The organism is Streptomyces sp. Root431 (assembly GCF_001426585.1).
GTDB classification, from domain to species: domain Bacteria; phylum Actinomycetota; class Actinomycetes; order Streptomycetales; family Streptomycetaceae; genus Streptomyces; species Streptomyces stackebrandtii.
Map to the genome: position 1 here is coordinate 652245 of NZ_LMEI01000012.1, position 15102 is coordinate 667346.

Genomic DNA, 15102 nt, shown 5'->3' on the forward strand with positions numbered 1-15102 from the left:
CAGCTCTGGCGTTCTCTAGAGGTGGGTTAGCGCTGGCCCTGGTACAGCTTCTTCACGGCCAGTCCGGTGAAGGCGAGCACGCCGACAGCCACGAGGACCAGCAGAGTTTCGAAGAAAATGATCACGGGGTGCTCCTCGACTGAGCGGTGAAGGCGGAACGGGCCGGACCCCAGCTTAGTGGGCGGGGGCCCGGCCCACTCTGTGAGGTGGGTCTAGCGACACACGGTGGCGATCAGCCGAGGAGCTGCGCCTGGAGGGCGACGGTCTGCTGGAAGGGCACGACGAGCGCCTCGCCCTTACGGGTCTGGGTGACCAGCCCGAGGGTGTCGCCCGCCTGGATGTACGCCCACCGGGTCTGCTCGGGCCCGTACGGCTTCCGCTCGTCGAAGGCGTACAGGGAGAGGAAGGGCACCCGGACGTCCTTCAGGACGGTGTCCGCCATCTCGCCGTCGACGCCGGCCGGGAGCCTGCTGCCACGTACGCCCGTGTCCAGGACGTCGTCCTTGAACGCCTCCGCGAACGCGACCGACGTGAACCGCATCAGGTACACCCGGGTGGTCGTGCCGTCCGGCGTCGTCCAGCCGCGGGCGGCGATGTGCCGCAGGGCGGAGTCGGCCAGGGCCTCCTTCACCGCGACCCGGTCGTCGGCGTGGAAGTGCGCGAGGTAGGTGTCGAGGCCGATCCAGCCGCCGTTCAGGCGGGGGTCGACCGTGGCGCCCTCCGGGGCGGGCAGCACGAGCTTGCGGAGGTCGGCGTGGTGGACCTCCCCGTCGTTGCCGTCGGAGTACGGGCGCAGGACGCCCTCGGGCAGCGCCGGCAGGGCGATCTCGGGGTAGGTCCAGCGGCCGTCGGACTCGGTCGCGAGACCGGGCACCTCGGTGCGCTCCATGGACGTCAGCCCCAGGGCCGTACCGGCACCGACGCCGCCGCACACGAGAACGGCGGCGGTCCAGCGGGCGATGGCCGCGAGCAGCGGCCGCCGGGACTTCTTCGGCGCGGGCGCGGGTGCGGGATCGGGCGCGGGTGCGGGTACGGGTACGGGTACGGGTACGGCTTCGGCCTGAGGCGCGGACGGCGCGGGGATCAGGGGCTCGGCCTGGGCTTCGGCCTGGGCCTCGGTCCGCGGCTCGACCGACGGCTCGCTCTGTGGCTCGGTCCGGAGCTCGCTCTGGGTCTGGGTCTGCTCGGTCATACGTACTCCCCCGGGGACTCGATGTGGTCGAGCTGCTGCTTGAGCAGGTCCGCCACGGCCGCCCGGTCGAACGGCCTGGCGCCCGCCGCCGTGACCGAGACCATGACCTCGGAGTCGTAGGCGACGCAGACCATGCCGTCGAGCTGCTCCTCCCGTTCCTTCTTCTTCAGCGACTTGTCTTCGGGCATGAGGTAGCAGGCGGCGTTCCGGTGGTCCTTCACCTTGGGACCCTTCGGGAACTCCAGGACCTCCAGGACCTCCTTGCGGAGCCTGAAGCTGTCCTTGATCCGCCTCTTGTCCTTCATCCGCGTGATCTGGACGGAGAGGACGGCGGCGTCGGTCAGGTCCGTGAAGGAGCGGACCGCGATGCCCTGGATGCCGAGCCGGTCGACGTCCTTCTCGTACGCGCGCCGCTTCTTGCCGGAGAGGCCTTCGCCCTCCCGCTTCATCTGCGCGACGGCCTCCGCCTCGCTCAGCTCGCCGTCGTTTCCGAACAGCTCGTGGTCGGGGCCGAGCTCGTACCCGGGCGGCACGGGCAGCAGCAGCTTGCTCAGCGGCGTGTCCGCCTTGCCGCGCGCGGCGGACTCGGCGGCCGGGTCCGTGTCGTTCGCGGTCGTCCCCGCCGGGCCCCACACCTCCGTCGGCGCGGTGCGGTCGGCGGAGGAGACGGTGACGGCGGTGTACGTCACGCCGCCGCCCGCCGCGCCGAGGACCAGCACGGCGGGCAGGACGACCCCGAGCAGGGTGCGGCGCACGCCACGCTTCGGCTGCCGCGGGCCCTCGGCGGCGGCGTCACCGAGCTGCGTGGGTTCTATGGGTTCTATGGGTTCGATGGGTACGTTCACGTCGTTCCGGTCCTCAGTCACAGGCGCCCCAACTGTCGCTCGGCCAGCGAACGGATGTCCTTCTCCGCGATCTTCTTCGAGTCGAAGATGAAGATCTCGACCGCGATGTCGCCGCGGTGGAAGTAGGCCCTGGCCTCGTAGAAGTCGAGGTACCCGGCCTCCCGCCGCACGGGGAAGACGTAGTAGCGGCCGTCGCCGGAGCCCTTGAGGGCCTCGCCCTCGCCCTCCGCGTACTCCTCTTCGGTCATGTAGCCCTGCTGGTCCTCGACGTGGTCCTGCGCGCCGAGTTCGTCACCGGGGCGGTACTGGATCAGGCGGACCTGGCTCAGCCGGTTCTCGCCCGTCTTCCAGGACGTGACCGCGACGCGCCGGATGCCCAGATCCAGCTGGTAGCTCAACGCCTCCCCGGCCCGCTCGAAGTCGGAGGCGTACTCGCGAACCGACATCCAGCCGTCGCGGTCTCCGAACTCGTCCTTCTTCGCGCCCGCGGGCTTCGGGACCAACAGCTTCCGCAGGTCGCCCTGCGCCTTGGCCTGATGGTCCTCCGAGGCGGGGAGCGGATCCGGCGCCTTGCCCTTCGGGAGAGGCTTGGGATAGGCGAGAGCCGGCTGGTTCAGCGGCGGGAGAGGCGTCGGTTCGCGCTGTGACTGGACGCCGTATCCGACCGCCGTGCCGCCGACGAGGCCGAGGACGGCGGCGACGGCGATCAGCCCGACGGTACGGAGCGCGCGGCGGCGCGGTCGTGCGTCCGGCAATGCGACCGGAGGTGCGGTTTCCGGCACCGTCTCCGGCACCGGCGGCGGTGCCGTATCCGGATTTGGATACTTTCTTCGTTTCTCAAGAGTCCCCCCACGAGACCTGAAGCGCGGATTCCGATCACCGCGCACCCTGCTGACACGTGGGGGACGCAGGGGGTTGCAGCCCCGCGCATTACAGTTCGGCATATGGCGAAGAAGCTCGTGATCAAGGTGACCGCAGGGGCCGACGCCCCCGAACGCTGCTCGCAGGCCTTCACGGTGGCCGCCGTCGCCGTCGCCAGCGGCGTCGAGGTGTCGCTCTGGCTGACCGGCGAGTCCTCGTGGTTCGCCCTCCCGGGCCGCGCCGCCGAGTTCGAGCTGCCGCACGCCGCGCCCCTGCCGGACCTGATCGACTCGGTCCTGGCGGCCGGCCGCGTGACGCTGTGCACGCAATGTGCGACCCGCCGCGAGATCACGGAGAAGGACGTCCTGGACGGCATCCGCATCGCGGGCGCACAGGTCTTCGTCCAGGAGGCCATGGCCGACGAGACGCAGGCCCTCGTCTACTAGCGGCGGAGCACTGGCGGGGGCGTACTGGCGGTGGCGTACCAGCCGCAGCGCCCTGACGGCGGCGCACCAGCCGCAACGCCCTAGCGGCGGCGTCCTAGCGGTGCCGCTTCTTGCCGTCGAGTTCGTCCCACCACTCGTCCGACTTCGGGTCCCCCGAGGGGTCGTCCCACCAGCGATCCTCCGGGCCCCGCCGGTTCGCGACCATCGCGGCGACCGGGGGGATGACCATGGCGACGACGCACATCCCGATGGCCACCGGCATGGAGAAGAGCCGCACGACGGCCCAGGCGCCCACGAAGAGGACCAGGCAGGCGCCCATCAGCCAGAAGTAGACGTGGCGACGGCGTGCGTACACCCCTTCAGCGTACGTCCGGGCGGGCCGCCCGGCGCGGACGGAACAAGCCGAAGGGCCGTGCCTCAAGTCCTGGAAATGGCGTCCAACCCCCCAGGAGGCACGGCCCTCCGGCCGTTCGGTGTCGCGGTCGGTCGACCGCGTCGCGGATCAGACCGCGATGGCGACCTCCGCGAGGCCACCCTTCTGCGCCACGACCTGGCGGTCGGCGGTGCCGCCGGGGACCAGGGCGCGGACGGTCCAGGTGCCCTCGGCCGCGTAGAAACGGAACTGTCCGGTGGCGGAGGTCGGGACCTCGGCCGTGAACTCGCCGGTCGAGTCCAGGAGGCGGACGTAACCGGTGACGGGCTCGCCGTCCTTGGTCACGAAGCCCTGGATGGTGGTCTCACCGGGCTTGATCGTCGAGGCGTCGGGGCCGCCGGGCTGCGCTCCACACATGGTGTTCTGTCCTTACGGTCGAGGGGTCCGGAGAAGGGGGAGGTCCGGAGGGCTTACTTGTTGGCGCCGAGCTCGATCGGCACGCCGACGAGGGAGCCGTACTCGGTCCACGAACCGTCGTAGTTCTTGACGTTCGTGACCTCCAGCAGCTCGTGCAGGACGAACCACGTGAGCGCGGAGCGCTCACCGATGCGGCAGTACGCGATGGTGTCCTTCGCCAGGTCGACCTGCTCGTCCTCGTAGAGGGCCTTGAGCTCGGCGTCCGACTTGAAGGTGCCGTCGTCGTTGGCGTTCTTCGACCACGGGATGTTGCGGGCGCTCGGCACGTGGCCGGGGCGCTGCGACTGCTCCTGCGGGAGGTGCGCCGGGGCGAGCAGCTTGCCGGAGAACTCGTCGGGCGAGCGGACGTCGACCAGGTTCTGGGCGCCGATCGCGGCCACGACGTCGTCGCGGAAGGCGCGGATCGAGGAGTCCTGGGCCTGGGCCTTGTACTCGGTGGCCGGGCGGGCCGGCACGGCGGAGCCGTCGACCAGGTCGCGGGAGTCGAGCTCCCACTTCTTGCGGCCGCCGTCGAGGAGCTTCACGTCCTGGTGGCCGTAGAGCTTGAAGTACCAGTAGGCGTAGGAGGCGAACCAGTTGTTGTTGCCGCCGTAGAGGACGACCGTGGTGTCGTTCGCGATGCCCTTGGCCGAGAGGAGCTTCTCGAAGCCCTCCTGGTCGATGAAGTCGCGGCGGACCGGGTCCTGAAGGTCCTGGGTCCAGTCGATCCGGATGGCGTTGCGGATGTGGTTCTTCTCGTAGGCCGAGGTGTCCTCGTCGACCTCGACGATGGCGACCTGCGGGTTGTCGAGGTTGGCCTCGACCCAGTCCGCGTCGACCAGGACGTCGCTGCGAGCCATGCTGTTCTCCTCCGGGGCAGTGTGCGGCGGTGTGGTGCGGTTGGTGCGGGTTTGTGATCCGGTACGCGTCGTCGCGTGGCGTACGACGTGCGTACGGCTGCACAGGTCGGCCCCGACCGCGGTCGAAGGGCCTGAAGGAATACGGGAGTCGGTGCTCCCGCTCAGACTGAGCGACAGAGCATGGCGGCGACGCGGCACAGGTCTACTGCCCGCCGCTTCGTGAGATCCGCCTGTCGCTTCATGCCCTCGATCGTAGGGACGGACAGGCGGCCGTGTCACCGGTGTGTCGTATTTTGAGACGCGATCGTCCGAGATGCGAGACGCGATCACCGCACGGGTCGCCTCCGGACGCCTCCGCACCGAGGTGTCCGGTTCGCTTTCTACGGATCGGACGGCGCCGTCTCAGCATGTGACCAAGGGCGCCGTAAAGGGGGCTTTCAGCCCGTCAGGGCGATGTCCTTGCCCGTCACCGCGACGGCGAGGCCGTCCGGCCTGGCCTCGACCTTCTCCACCTTCATGCCGGCGATCAGCCCGATCGGCCGCTCGAAGTCGGTCCGCTTGCGGATCAGGTCCTCCACACCGGGAATGCCCTCGCCCGGCACCTCGTCCGCCCGGACCTTGATGGTGTCGCCGTTCACGACGGTCACGGTGGACAGGACCGAGCGGGTCAGCTTGCGGCCCATGATCTCGACCCCGCCGGTGACCTTCACCTTCCCGTCGCCCCCGTAGGCGACGGTGGCCTCGCGGTCGGAGGCGGCGGTGAGGTCCGCGTACGAGATGAGGGCGGTGCCGGAGGCCGAGCCCGCCCGCGCGCCCGCCCAGTCCCCGGTGACGGTCACGTCCCGGAGCGCGGCCGTCAGCTCGGCGATGGTGATCTGCTTGCTGCCCGCCGTCGCCTTGACGCCCTTCGCCACCACGTCGACCTCGTCGAACCGCTTGTCGGCGACCTGCGTGAGGAACGGGAAGCCCTTGATGTCGACGTCGATCGAGTCGCTGCCCGTCCCCGAGAGCTTCACCCGGCTCGCCGCCTCCGACTCGGCGTACGCCACGGCGAGCCGGTCGATCCCGACGAGCACCCCGCCCAGGACGACGGCCAGGATCAACAGAATCCGCAGTGCTCGCATGGGCTGTGCGTCCCCCCGATAGACAAAAGAATGCGTCCGGACAAGTATTCGGCCCCCCGACACGAAGATCGACGTGTCGAGGGGCCGGTTGGTTCCCCTGCCGTTCCCGGCCCGGCTCAGGCCAGGGCGCGGCCCAGCAGGTAGACGGCGGGCGCGGCGGCCGTCAGCGGCAGCGCGACGCCCGCGGTCATGTGGACGAAGCGCGACGGGTAGTCGTAGCTGGCCACCCGCAGGCCGACCAGCGCGCAGACCCCGGCCGCGAGGCCGATCAGCGCACCGGAGCCGCCCAGGTCGTTCAGGCCGCCGGCCGCGATCCCGGCGCCCGCGCCCGCGAGGAGCGCGACGATCAGGGAGACCGGGCCGGGCAGCGGGAGCGCCCGGGCGACGACGGTCGCGGCGACGGCGATCCCGCCGACGACGACCGCGTCGGGGGCGGCACCGAGGTGCCCGGCGGCGACGACCGTGAGCGCGGCCGAGGCGACGCCGGCCATCAGGCCGTACATGCGCTCGTCCGGGTCGGCGTGGCTGCGGAGCTGGAGGACGAGGCAGAGCAGGACCCAGGCGCCGAGCGTGCCGAGGATCGCGGCGGCCGCGTGCTCCCGGCCGGTGGCGAGCAGGGCGGCGTCGGCGACGAGGCCGCCGGCGAAGGCGAGGGCGATGCCCTGCCGGGCGGGCCACATGCCGTTGAGCCGGAACCAGCCGGCGGCGGTGAGGCCCTGGAGCAGGACGAGCGGGACGAGCAGCCCGTACGGGCCGACGGCAGCGCCGCCGGCGAGCAGCAGGCCGAGGACGGCGGTCAGGGCCGCCGGCTGGAGGCCGGGCTCGATCACGGGCGAGCGGCCTTCGGCACGCGCGCGCTGGGCGTCGGTGATCCGGGTGTTCCCGGAGGTGGTCGGCGAGGAGTAGCCCGCGGCGGGGGCGGCGTGCGCGGCCTCGGCCATGGGCTCCGGTACGTACGCCGGTACGGGCGTGTCGTACCCCACGGGAGCCGCCGGAGCAGCCGCGTACGGCTGCTGCTGGTGCTGGTGCTGCTCGTACGCCACGGCGCCCTGCGGCGGCGAATACGCGGTGTTGTCGTAGGAGGGCTCGTACGCGGGCTGCGCGTACGGATCCTGGTAGGGCGCCTCGTACGTCACGGGCGGCTGCTGCTGGACCACGGGCTGGAACTGGGTGTCCCAGGTCTGGCCCTCCCACGTCTGCGTGACGTCGGGTCCCTGCTGCCCGTTCGCGTACGGGTCGTACTGCGGGTCGTTGCTCATGCTGTGGGGTTCACCCTCCTGCGAACGGGGGGAGCACCTCGACCGTGCCGCCCTCGGCAAGCCGTACGGTCTCATGGCTCCGGGTGCCGACGGGGTCCCCGTCGATCAGGAACGAGCACCGCTGGAGGACCCGGACGAGCTCGCCCGGGTGCTTCTCGCGGGCCGCGTCCAGGGCCTCCGCCAGGGTCTCGGCGGTGTACGGCTCCTCGGCGACACCGGCGGCGGCCTTGGCCGCGGCCCAGTAGCGGATGGTTCCCGCTGCCATAGCGGCGCTCCCTTCGTTCGTGTGCGCGCCGCCCCCCATGATGGGCTATCGGCGCGTGAGCCAGTCCCCCAGCCGGACGAGCAGCTCGTCGCCCGCCGCGTTCTCGGCGTGGCCCATCCCCGGCTCCAGCCACAGTTCGGCGTCGCCCGCCCCGGCCAGCATCCGCGGGTGGTCGAGCGGGAAGTACGCGTCCCGGTCGCCGTGCACGATCAGCAGCGGGACCGGCGCGATCAGCGGGACCGCTTCCACGGGCGAGAGGGGTACGGGGTCCCAGGTCCGCCCGTCGATGCGGGTGTGGAGCCCGTACCGGCCGACCAGCCGGCCCGTGGGGCGGGTGACGAGCCAGTGGAGGCGGCGCATCGGGGCCGTACCCCGGTAGTACCAGCGTGCGGGGGCGGAGACGGCGGCCACCGCGTCCACGCGTCCGTCCGTGTCGCGCTCCAGGGCCGCGTGGCGCAGGACGACGGACCCGCCCATGGAGAAGCCGACCGTCGCCACGCGCGCGTGGCCGAGCTCGCGGGCCCAGCGGACGGCGGCGGACAGGTCGAGGACCTCCCGGTCGCCGACCGTGGAGAGGCCGCCGGAGCCGCCGTGCCCGCGGAAGGAGAAGGTCACGACGGCGGCGCCGCGCTCCGCGAAGGCGCGGGCGGCGCGGCGGACGGCGGGCCGGTCGGCGGATCCGCTGAAGCCGTGGGCGACGACCACGGCCGTGCCGGCGAGGGCCGTACCGGTGACCGCCGTACCGGTGACCGCCGTTTCGGTGACACTTGCACCGGAGGGTTCGTAAACCGCCTCGATACGGACACCGTCATCCGTACGCAACATCACACGCCGCGGATCACGCGGATGGACGGAAGTGAGCGACGAGACATCCACCATATGAAATCGGCTCTCTCCCTCTGAACTCATGTGGGCTATTCTGCTGGGCAGAGGATCCGGGCGACGCAGCCCCCGGGTCCTTTTGCGTTTTCCGACCGTTGTTACGGATAGGTGAACAAAAGCTCTCAGGGCGCGAGAGCCGTCGGTGATCAGCGATCACCGACAAGTGATCTGTACGAAGCAGTGCACGTCCTCGCAGGGACCGAGGAGGAACCGCGTGATGAGCGAGCGAACGAAGCACGACCGACCGATGGCAGGTGGCGCGGTATGAGCTCTCTGCTGCTCCTGACCAACGCCCTCCAGCCGTCGACCGAGGTGCTGCCCGCACTCGGCCTGCTGCTGCACAACGTCCGGGTGGCTCCGGCCGAGGGCCCGGCCCTCGTGGACACCCCCGGCGCGGACGTGATCCTCGTCGACGGCCGGCGCGACCTCCCGCAGGTCCGCTCGCTCTGTCAGCTGCTGCGCTCCACGGGGCCCGGCTGTCCGCTGATCCTCGTCGTCACGGAGGGCGGCCTCGCGGCCGTCACCGCCGACTGGGGCATCGACGACGTCCTCCTGGACACCGCCGGACCGGCCGAGGTCGAGGCGCGGCTGCGGCTCGCGATGGGCCGCCAGCAGATCGTCTCGGACGACTCCCCGATGGAGATCCGCAACGGCGACCTGTCGGTCGACGAGGCGACGTACAGCGCGAAGCTCAAGGGCCGGGTCCTGGACCTGACCTTCAAGGAGTTCGAGCTCCTCAAGTACCTGGCCCAGCATCCGGGCCGGGTCTTCACGCGTGCCCAGCTCCTCCAGGAGGTGTGGGGGTACGACTACTTCGGCGGCACCCGTACGGTCGACGTCCACGTCCGGCGGCTGCGGGCGAAGCTGGGCCCCGAGCACGAGTCGCTGATCGGCACCGTGCGCAACGTCGGCTACCGCTTCGTCACCCCGGAGAAGGTCGAGCGCGCCGCCGAGGAGGCCCGGGCGAACGAGGCGAGGGCGAAGGACACCCGGACGGACCCCCGTTCGGAGGAAGCCGCCCGCACCGCCCGTGTCAAGGAGGCGGACCGGGAAGTCACCCCGGCGGAGGACAGGAACGTGGTGGACGCCACAGTGCGACCTGCCGGTAGGTAGGTCACCCCGCGTAGACTGCCGCGCGTGGCCAAGGTGACGCGGGATGACGTAGCTCGACTGGCAGGTACTTCGACCGCGGTCGTGAGCTACGTCATCAACAACGGACCCAGGCCGGTCGCCCCGGCCACGCGCGAGCGTGTCCTCGCCGCCATCAAGGAGCTGGGCTACCGCCCCGACCGGGTGGCCCAGGCGATGGCGTCCCGGCGCACGGACCTCATAGGCATGATCGTCCCGGACGCCCGGCAGCCGTTCTTCGCGGAGATGGCCCACGCGGTCGAGCAGGCCGCCGCCGAGCGCGGAAAGATGGTGCTCGTCGGCAACTCCGACTACCGGACCGAGCGCGAGGTCCACTACCTGCGGGCCTTCCTCGGCATGCGGGTCTCCGGGCTGATCCTCGTCAGCCAGGGCATGAGCGAGCAGGCCGCGAGCGAGATCGAGGCCTGGGACGCGCGCGTGGTGCTGCTGCACGAGCGCCCCGAGGCGATCGACGACGTGGCCGTCGTGACGGACGACATCGGCGGCGCCCAGCTCGCCACCCGTCACCTCCTGGAGCACGGCCACCCGTACGTGGCCTGCCTGGGCGGCATCCCGAACACCCCGGCCGTCGGCGACCCGGTCGCCGACCACGTCGAGGGCTGGCGGCGCGCCATGGTGGAGGCGGGCCTCCCGACCGAGGGCCGGCTCTTCGAGGCCCCGTACAACCGCTACGACGCCTACCAGGTGGCCCTGAAGCTGCTCGCGGGCCCGGACAGGCCGCCGGCGATCTTCTGCTCCACCGACGACCAGGCCTTCGGCGTCCTGCGGGCCGCGCGCGAGCTGCGCATCGAGGTGCCGTCGGAGCTGGCGGTCGCGGGCTTCGACGACGTGAAGGAGGCGGCGCTCACCGACCCGCCGCTGACCACGATCTCCTCGGACCGCCCGGCGATGGCCCGGGCGGCGGTGGACCTCGTCCTGGACGACGGTCTGCGGGTCGCGGGCTCGCGCCGCGAGCGGCTCAAGCTCTTCCCGTCGGCCCTGGTGGTCCGCCGCTCCTGCGGCTGCGGCGAGTAAGGCGAGCAGCGAGCAGTCCTCCCGCACCCCGGGGCTCTTTATATAGGGCATACAGGGTTCTGTCGGGCTTCTCAGCCGGTCCTCAGACGGCTCTCATGTACGGCTCCGAGAGTCGTAGGCATGACGGACTTCCAGGAGCAGCAGCCGCAGCAGCAGCCGTACTACCCGCCGCAGCCCCCGAGGCCCCCGTACGCCCCGACGCAGCCGTACGAGGCGACGCAGCCGATCACCACCGAGCCGGGCACCACGATCTGGCCGTCCGGTGGGCACGTCCCGCCTGCCGGTGGGCACGTCCCGCCGCCCGTCGACCCGCCGGTCGCCGTCGCCGCGGCCGGCGCTCCGGGCGCTGCGGCCCCCCGCCGCCGCGCCAAGCGCGGGGTCGGGCTCCTCGCGGCCGTGGCCATCGCCGCCGCGGCCGTCGGCGGCGGCACGGCGACCCTCGTCCAGCAGCTCACCTCCGACACCCCCGCCACCGCCCTCTCCGGCGTGAACGGCACGAACGTCTCCGCGAGCAACGTGGGCACGGTCGCCGGCGTCGCCCAGGCCGTCTCCCCCTCCATCGTCGAGATCTCCGCGAGCTCGAACTCCGGCAAGTCCACCGGCTCGGGCGTGATCATCACCTCCGACGGCGAGATCATCACCAACAACCACGTGATCTCCGGCGCCTCCCAGATCACCGTGCAGCTCAGCGACGGCAAGTCGTACGAGGCCGACGTCGTCGGCACGGACCCCGACAAGGACCTGGCGCTGATCAAGCTCAAGGGCGCCTCCGGCCTGAAGGCCGCCTCGCTCGGCGACTCCTCCAAGGTGAGGGTCGGCGAGGAGGTCGTGGCGATCGGCTCCCCCGAGGGCCTGACCGGCACGGTCACCAGCGGCATCGTCTCCGCGCTCGACCGGGACGTGACCGTCGCCAAGGACGACGACAGCTCCGGCCAGGGCCAGGGACAGCAGCAGTACGACCCGCGGCAGGGCTGGCCGTTCGAGTTCGGTGGACAGCAGTTCAATGGCGACACCGGCACGTCGAAGACGACGTACAAGGCGCTCCAGACCGACGCCTCGCTCAACCCGGGGAATTCCGGCGGCGCGTTGATCAATATGAGCGGCGAGATCATCGGAATCAATTCGGCCATGTATTCGCCCAGTTCTTCGAACGGTTCCACGGCCGGAAGTGTCGGCCTCGGATTCGCCATTCCGATCGACACCGTGAAGGCCGACCTCGACAGCCTGCGCTCCGGCGGCGACAACTGAACGGCACACCCCCTGGTGAAGAGAGCGCGTGCGAGGCTGGTGCCATGACTGGCCAGGTGAACGAAGGCGCCCGCGAGCGCATCCTGATCGTCGAGGACGAGCCCGCCGTGCGGGAGGCCCTGCGCCGCAGCCTCGCCTTCGAGGGGTACGAAACGCAGGACGCCGTCGACGGGCTCGACGCGCTCGCCCGGATCGAGGCGTACGCCCCCGACCTCGTCGTCCTCGACGTGCAGATGCCCCGCATGGACGGGCTGACGGCGGCCCGGCGGATCAGGGCGTCCGGCTCGACCGTGCCGATCCTGATGCTGACCGCCCGCGACACCGTCGGCGACCGGGTCACCGGCCTCGACGCGGGCGCCGACGACTACCTCGTGAAGCCCTTCGAGCTGGACGAGCTCTTCGCCCGCATCCGGGCGCTGCTCCGGCGCAGCTCGTACGCCTCCGCCGCCGTGCCCGCGGCGGACGCCGACGCGCTGTCCTTCGAGGACCTGCGGATGGACCTGGCGACGCGCGAGGTGACCCGGAGCGGGCGGACGGTGGAGCTGACGCGCACCGAGTACACGCTCCTGGAGATGTTCCTGGCGCACCCGCGGCAGGTGCTGACCCGGGAGCAGATCCTCAAGGCGGTGTGGGGCTTCGACTTCGAGCCGAGCTCGAACTCGCTCGACGTGTACGTGATGTACCTGCGGCGCAAGACGGAGGCGGGCGGCGAGCCGCGCCTCGTGCACACGGTGCGGGGCGTCGGATACGTCCTGCGCGGAGGAGGCGGAGAGTGACCGGTTCGCCCCTCGCGTGGTTCCGGTCGCGGCCCCTGCGGTCGCGGCTCTCGCTGCTGACCGCGTTCGCCGTGGCGGTCGCCGTCGCGGCGGTCTCGCTGGCCTGCTGGTTCGTGACGCGGGCCCAGCTGGAGGCGGAGATGGACTCCTCGCTGCGCAACAGCAAGCTGGACGACGCCTCCGTGGAGAGCCTGCTCAACCTGTGCCGCCTGGGCACGACGCCGCCGCCGGTGGGGGGCTCGTACACGGTGCAGGTGATCGTCCCCAACGGCAGCGTGTGCACCTCCGGCAAGGCCCCGATCCCGGCGGGCCCCGCCGACCTCGCGGTCGCGCGCGGGCAGCTGTCGCACGCGCTGCACACGGTGAAGGACGACGACGGCCGGGAGATGCGGGTCTACACCTACCCGCAGAGGGGCCCGCTCGGGATCGCGGTCGCGGTCTCCGTCGCCCGCCCGGTCGCCGAGATCGACAACTCGATGTCCACGCTGCGCTGGGTGCTGCTCCTGGTCTCCGGGATCGGCGTCGTCGGCGCGGGCGCGGCCGGCCTGTGGGTGGCGCGGACCGGCCTCGAACCGGTGAACCGGCTGACCGGCGCGGTCGAGCACGTGGCCGCGACCGAGGACCTGACCGTCCGCATCCCGGTGGAGGGCGAGGACGAGATCGCCCGCCTGTCACGCTCCTTCAACGCGATGACGGCGGCGCTCGCGACCTCCCGCGACCGGCAGGCGCAGCTGATCGCCGACGCGGGCCACGAACTCCGCACGCCCCTCACGTCCCTCCGTACGAACGTCGAACTGCTCGCGCGGAGCGAGGAGACCGGCCGGGCGATCCCGCCGGACGACCGGCGGGCCCTGATGGCCTCGGTGAAGGCGCAGATGACGGAACTGGCGGCGCTGATCGGCGACCTCCAGGAGCTGGCGCGCCCGGACACGGTCCGTCCCGGGCCCCTCGAAGTGGTCCCGCTCCACTCGCTCCTCCGCTCCGCCCTGGACCGGGCCCGGCTGCGCGGCCCGGAGCTGACCTTCGTCACGGACCTCGCGCCCTGGTACGTACGGGCGGAACCGGCGGCGATCGAGCGCGCCCTCGTCAACGTCCTGGACAACGCGGTGAAGTTCTCGCCGCCCCGGGGCACGGTCGAGGTGACCCTGATGCGGGGCGAGCTGACGGTCCGGGACCACGGTCCCGGCATCCCTCCGGACGAGCTGCCCCACGTCTTCGACCGCTTCTGGCGCTCCCCGTCGGCCCGCAGCCTGCCGGGCTCGGGCCTGGGCCTCTCGATCGTCGCCCGTACGGTCCACCAGGCCGGCGGCTCGGCGAGCCTCGCGCCGGCCCCGGGCGGCGGCACGGTGGCGACGGTCCGGCTGCCGGGCGCGCCGACACCGCCGCCCGGATCGTCGGCCGCGCCGGAGTCAGTTGTGCCGGAGAAGGGCCTCGACGAGTCCTGACCGGGTGTTCGGGTAGTCCATGGGGACGATCCCGAGCCCGGTGCGCCCGGCGGCCTCTGCGCCGTCGAGCCAGGAGTGGACGCGGGGGTTGAGCCGGTCGGCGTTCCAGCGGGGCGGGAGTGCGGCGGCGGTCGAGACGTAGTTGACGTACAGCTTTCCGGGCTGGGCGATCGCCTTGCGGAAGTGGGCCTCGATCTTGGGGTACTTGCCGAACGGCTCGGCCATGTAGTCGTCCTGGATGTCGAAGAGCGAGCCGTCTCCGTAGCGGACGCCGGGCAGTCCTCCGTTGTCGGCGAGCAGGACGACGCGGCCGCGGGCCTCGCCGAGGAGCGGCAGGCCTGCGCCGATCCGGAAGAGGGAGCGCCAGCCGCGCGCGTCGAGGTAGTCGTCGAAGACCGCGCGGAAGGTGGCGTCGGACTCCTCCGAGTACTCCTGCTTGACGCGCATGAGGACGGTCTCGGAGGGGTGGGCGGCGAGGAAGGCCCGGCAGGCGACGAGGACGTCCCCGAACATCATGTTCTGGTACGCGGCGCCGTGGTGGATCGCGAAGGACCCGCCGGTCACCCGGCACCGGATGTCCAGGAACCGGATCCCGCTGTCCAGCTGCTGGGCGATGGTGCTGTTCTGGCACTCGGTCCAGGGGCCGCCGTACCGGGCGCCGGAGTCGTGCGTCCCGGGGATGGTCAGCTGCCGCAGGGCGGTTCCGTCGCCGTGCGCCGCCATCCAGGCCCGTACGTCCACGGCGGAGGCGGCGGGCGCCCCGAGCATCACTCCGGCCCCGGCGGCGAGGGCCCCCACGAGAAAACGTCGTCGCTCCATGAGCCGGATGATGTCAGGGTCACGACAAACACACCAGGGTTCTTCCGGACCTACGCGAAAAGGGGCGGCGGCCCGTCGGAACGGTCCG

General features: G+C 71.6%; 17 protein-coding genes. 6 read left to right on the plus strand and 11 right to left on the minus strand.

The annotated features are described in order from the left end of the window. Window positions 1-232: 232 nt before the first annotated feature. From ASC82_RS25180 to ASC82_RS25190, 3 genes are read right to left on the minus strand one after another with little or no spacing between them, the layout of a single operon-like run. A complete protein-coding gene (locus ASC82_RS25180) occupies window positions 233-1192 on the minus strand; it encodes a hypothetical protein (RefSeq protein ID WP_079039456.1) in 960 nt (319 codons plus the stop codon). Next, on the minus strand, window positions 1189-2037 hold the full coding sequence (locus tag ASC82_RS25185; protein WP_242427765.1) for a hypothetical protein: 849 nt from the start codon (window positions 2035-2037) through the stop codon (window positions 1189-1191). The genes ASC82_RS25180 and ASC82_RS25185 overlap by 4 nt, the downstream gene beginning before the upstream one ends. A 17-nt stretch (window positions 2038-2054) precedes the next feature. Further along, a complete protein-coding gene (locus ASC82_RS25190) occupies window positions 2055-2792 on the minus strand; it encodes a hypothetical protein (protein WP_107105958.1) in 738 nt (245 codons plus the stop codon). 189 nt (window positions 2793-2981) lie between these two features. Between ASC82_RS25190 and ASC82_RS25195 the strand changes: the two genes are divergently transcribed. Continuing rightward, window positions 2982-3344 carry a DsrE family protein gene (locus tag ASC82_RS25195; RefSeq protein WP_024756301.1) on the plus strand — a complete coding sequence of 121 codons (363 nt, stop codon included), beginning with the start codon at window positions 2982-2984 and terminating at the stop codon, window positions 3342-3344. A gap of 94 nt (window positions 3345-3438) precedes the next feature. On the opposite strand, the gene ASC82_RS25200 is transcribed toward ASC82_RS25195, so the two are convergent. From ASC82_RS25200 to ASC82_RS25230, 7 genes are all read right to left on the minus strand, one after another. Continuing rightward, window positions 3439-3699 (minus strand): DUF3099 domain-containing protein, encoded by a 261-nt coding sequence (locus tag ASC82_RS25200; protein ID WP_024756300.1) that lies wholly within the window; start codon window positions 3697-3699, stop codon window positions 3439-3441. Between the two features lie 147 nt (window positions 3700-3846). Further along, window positions 3847-4134 (minus strand): DUF1416 domain-containing protein, encoded by a 288-nt coding sequence (locus ASC82_RS25205; RefSeq protein ID WP_017242395.1) that lies wholly within the window; start codon window positions 4132-4134, stop codon window positions 3847-3849. A gap of 53 nt (window positions 4135-4187) precedes the next feature. Continuing rightward, the gene (locus tag ASC82_RS25210) at window positions 4188-5033 is read right to left on the minus strand and encodes a sulfurtransferase (RefSeq protein WP_056652280.1); all 846 of its coding nucleotides are present in this window, start codon (window positions 5031-5033) and stop codon (window positions 4188-4190) included. A 437-nt stretch (window positions 5034-5470) separates the two neighbouring features. Next, on the minus strand, window positions 5471-6157 hold the full coding sequence (locus ASC82_RS25215) for a DUF2993 domain-containing protein (protein ID WP_056652281.1): 687 nt from the start codon (window positions 6155-6157) through the stop codon (window positions 5471-5473). A gap of 116 nt (window positions 6158-6273) precedes the next feature. After that, window positions 6274-7416, minus strand: a complete 1143-nt coding sequence (locus ASC82_RS25220) for a hypothetical protein (RefSeq protein WP_056652286.1) — start codon at window positions 7414-7416, stop codon at window positions 6274-6276. A 10-nt stretch (window positions 7417-7426) separates the two neighbouring features. Further along, on the minus strand, window positions 7427-7681 hold the full coding sequence (locus tag ASC82_RS25225) for a MoaD/ThiS family protein (protein ID WP_024756296.1): 255 nt from the start codon (window positions 7679-7681) through the stop codon (window positions 7427-7429). Window positions 7682-7726: 45 nt separating this feature from the next. After that, a complete protein-coding gene (locus ASC82_RS25230) occupies window positions 7727-8506 on the minus strand; it encodes an alpha/beta fold hydrolase (protein ID WP_242427766.1) in 780 nt (259 codons plus the stop codon). A gap of 321 nt (window positions 8507-8827) precedes the next feature. Between ASC82_RS25230 and ASC82_RS25235 the strand changes: the two genes are divergently transcribed. The 5 genes from ASC82_RS25235 to ASC82_RS25255 all read left to right on the plus strand — a co-directional run bounded on the left by ASC82_RS25235 (window position 8828) and on the right by ASC82_RS25255 (window position 14195). Beyond that, window positions 8828-9676, plus strand: coding sequence for a response regulator transcription factor (locus ASC82_RS25235; protein WP_024756294.1), 849 nt, complete (start codon window positions 8828-8830; stop codon window positions 9674-9676). Window positions 9677-9700: 24 nt separating this feature from the next. Further along, entirely contained in the window at window positions 9701-10726 is a 1026-nt protein-coding gene (locus ASC82_RS25240) for a LacI family DNA-binding transcriptional regulator (RefSeq protein ID WP_024756293.1), read from the plus strand. 120 nt (window positions 10727-10846) lie between these two features. Next, the gene (locus ASC82_RS25245) at window positions 10847-11974 is read left to right on the plus strand and encodes a trypsin-like peptidase domain-containing protein (protein WP_056652291.1); all 1128 of its coding nucleotides are present in this window, start codon (window positions 10847-10849) and stop codon (window positions 11972-11974) included. A 44-nt stretch (window positions 11975-12018) separates the two neighbouring features. Continuing rightward, a complete protein-coding gene (locus ASC82_RS25250; RefSeq protein WP_056652294.1) occupies window positions 12019-12750 on the plus strand; it encodes a response regulator transcription factor in 732 nt (243 codons plus the stop codon). After that, a complete protein-coding gene (locus tag ASC82_RS25255) occupies window positions 12747-14195 on the plus strand; it encodes a HAMP domain-containing sensor histidine kinase (protein WP_056652297.1) in 1449 nt (482 codons plus the stop codon). Before ASC82_RS25250 ends, ASC82_RS25255 begins: the two co-directional genes overlap by 4 nt. Here ASC82_RS25255 and ASC82_RS25260 read toward each other — a convergent pair. Next, the gene (locus tag ASC82_RS25260; RefSeq protein ID WP_056652299.1) at window positions 14160-15014 is read right to left on the minus strand and encodes a phosphatidylinositol-specific phospholipase C; all 855 of its coding nucleotides are present in this window, start codon (window positions 15012-15014) and stop codon (window positions 14160-14162) included. The genes ASC82_RS25255 and ASC82_RS25260 overlap by 36 nt on opposite strands. Window positions 15015-15102: the final 88 nt, after the last annotated feature.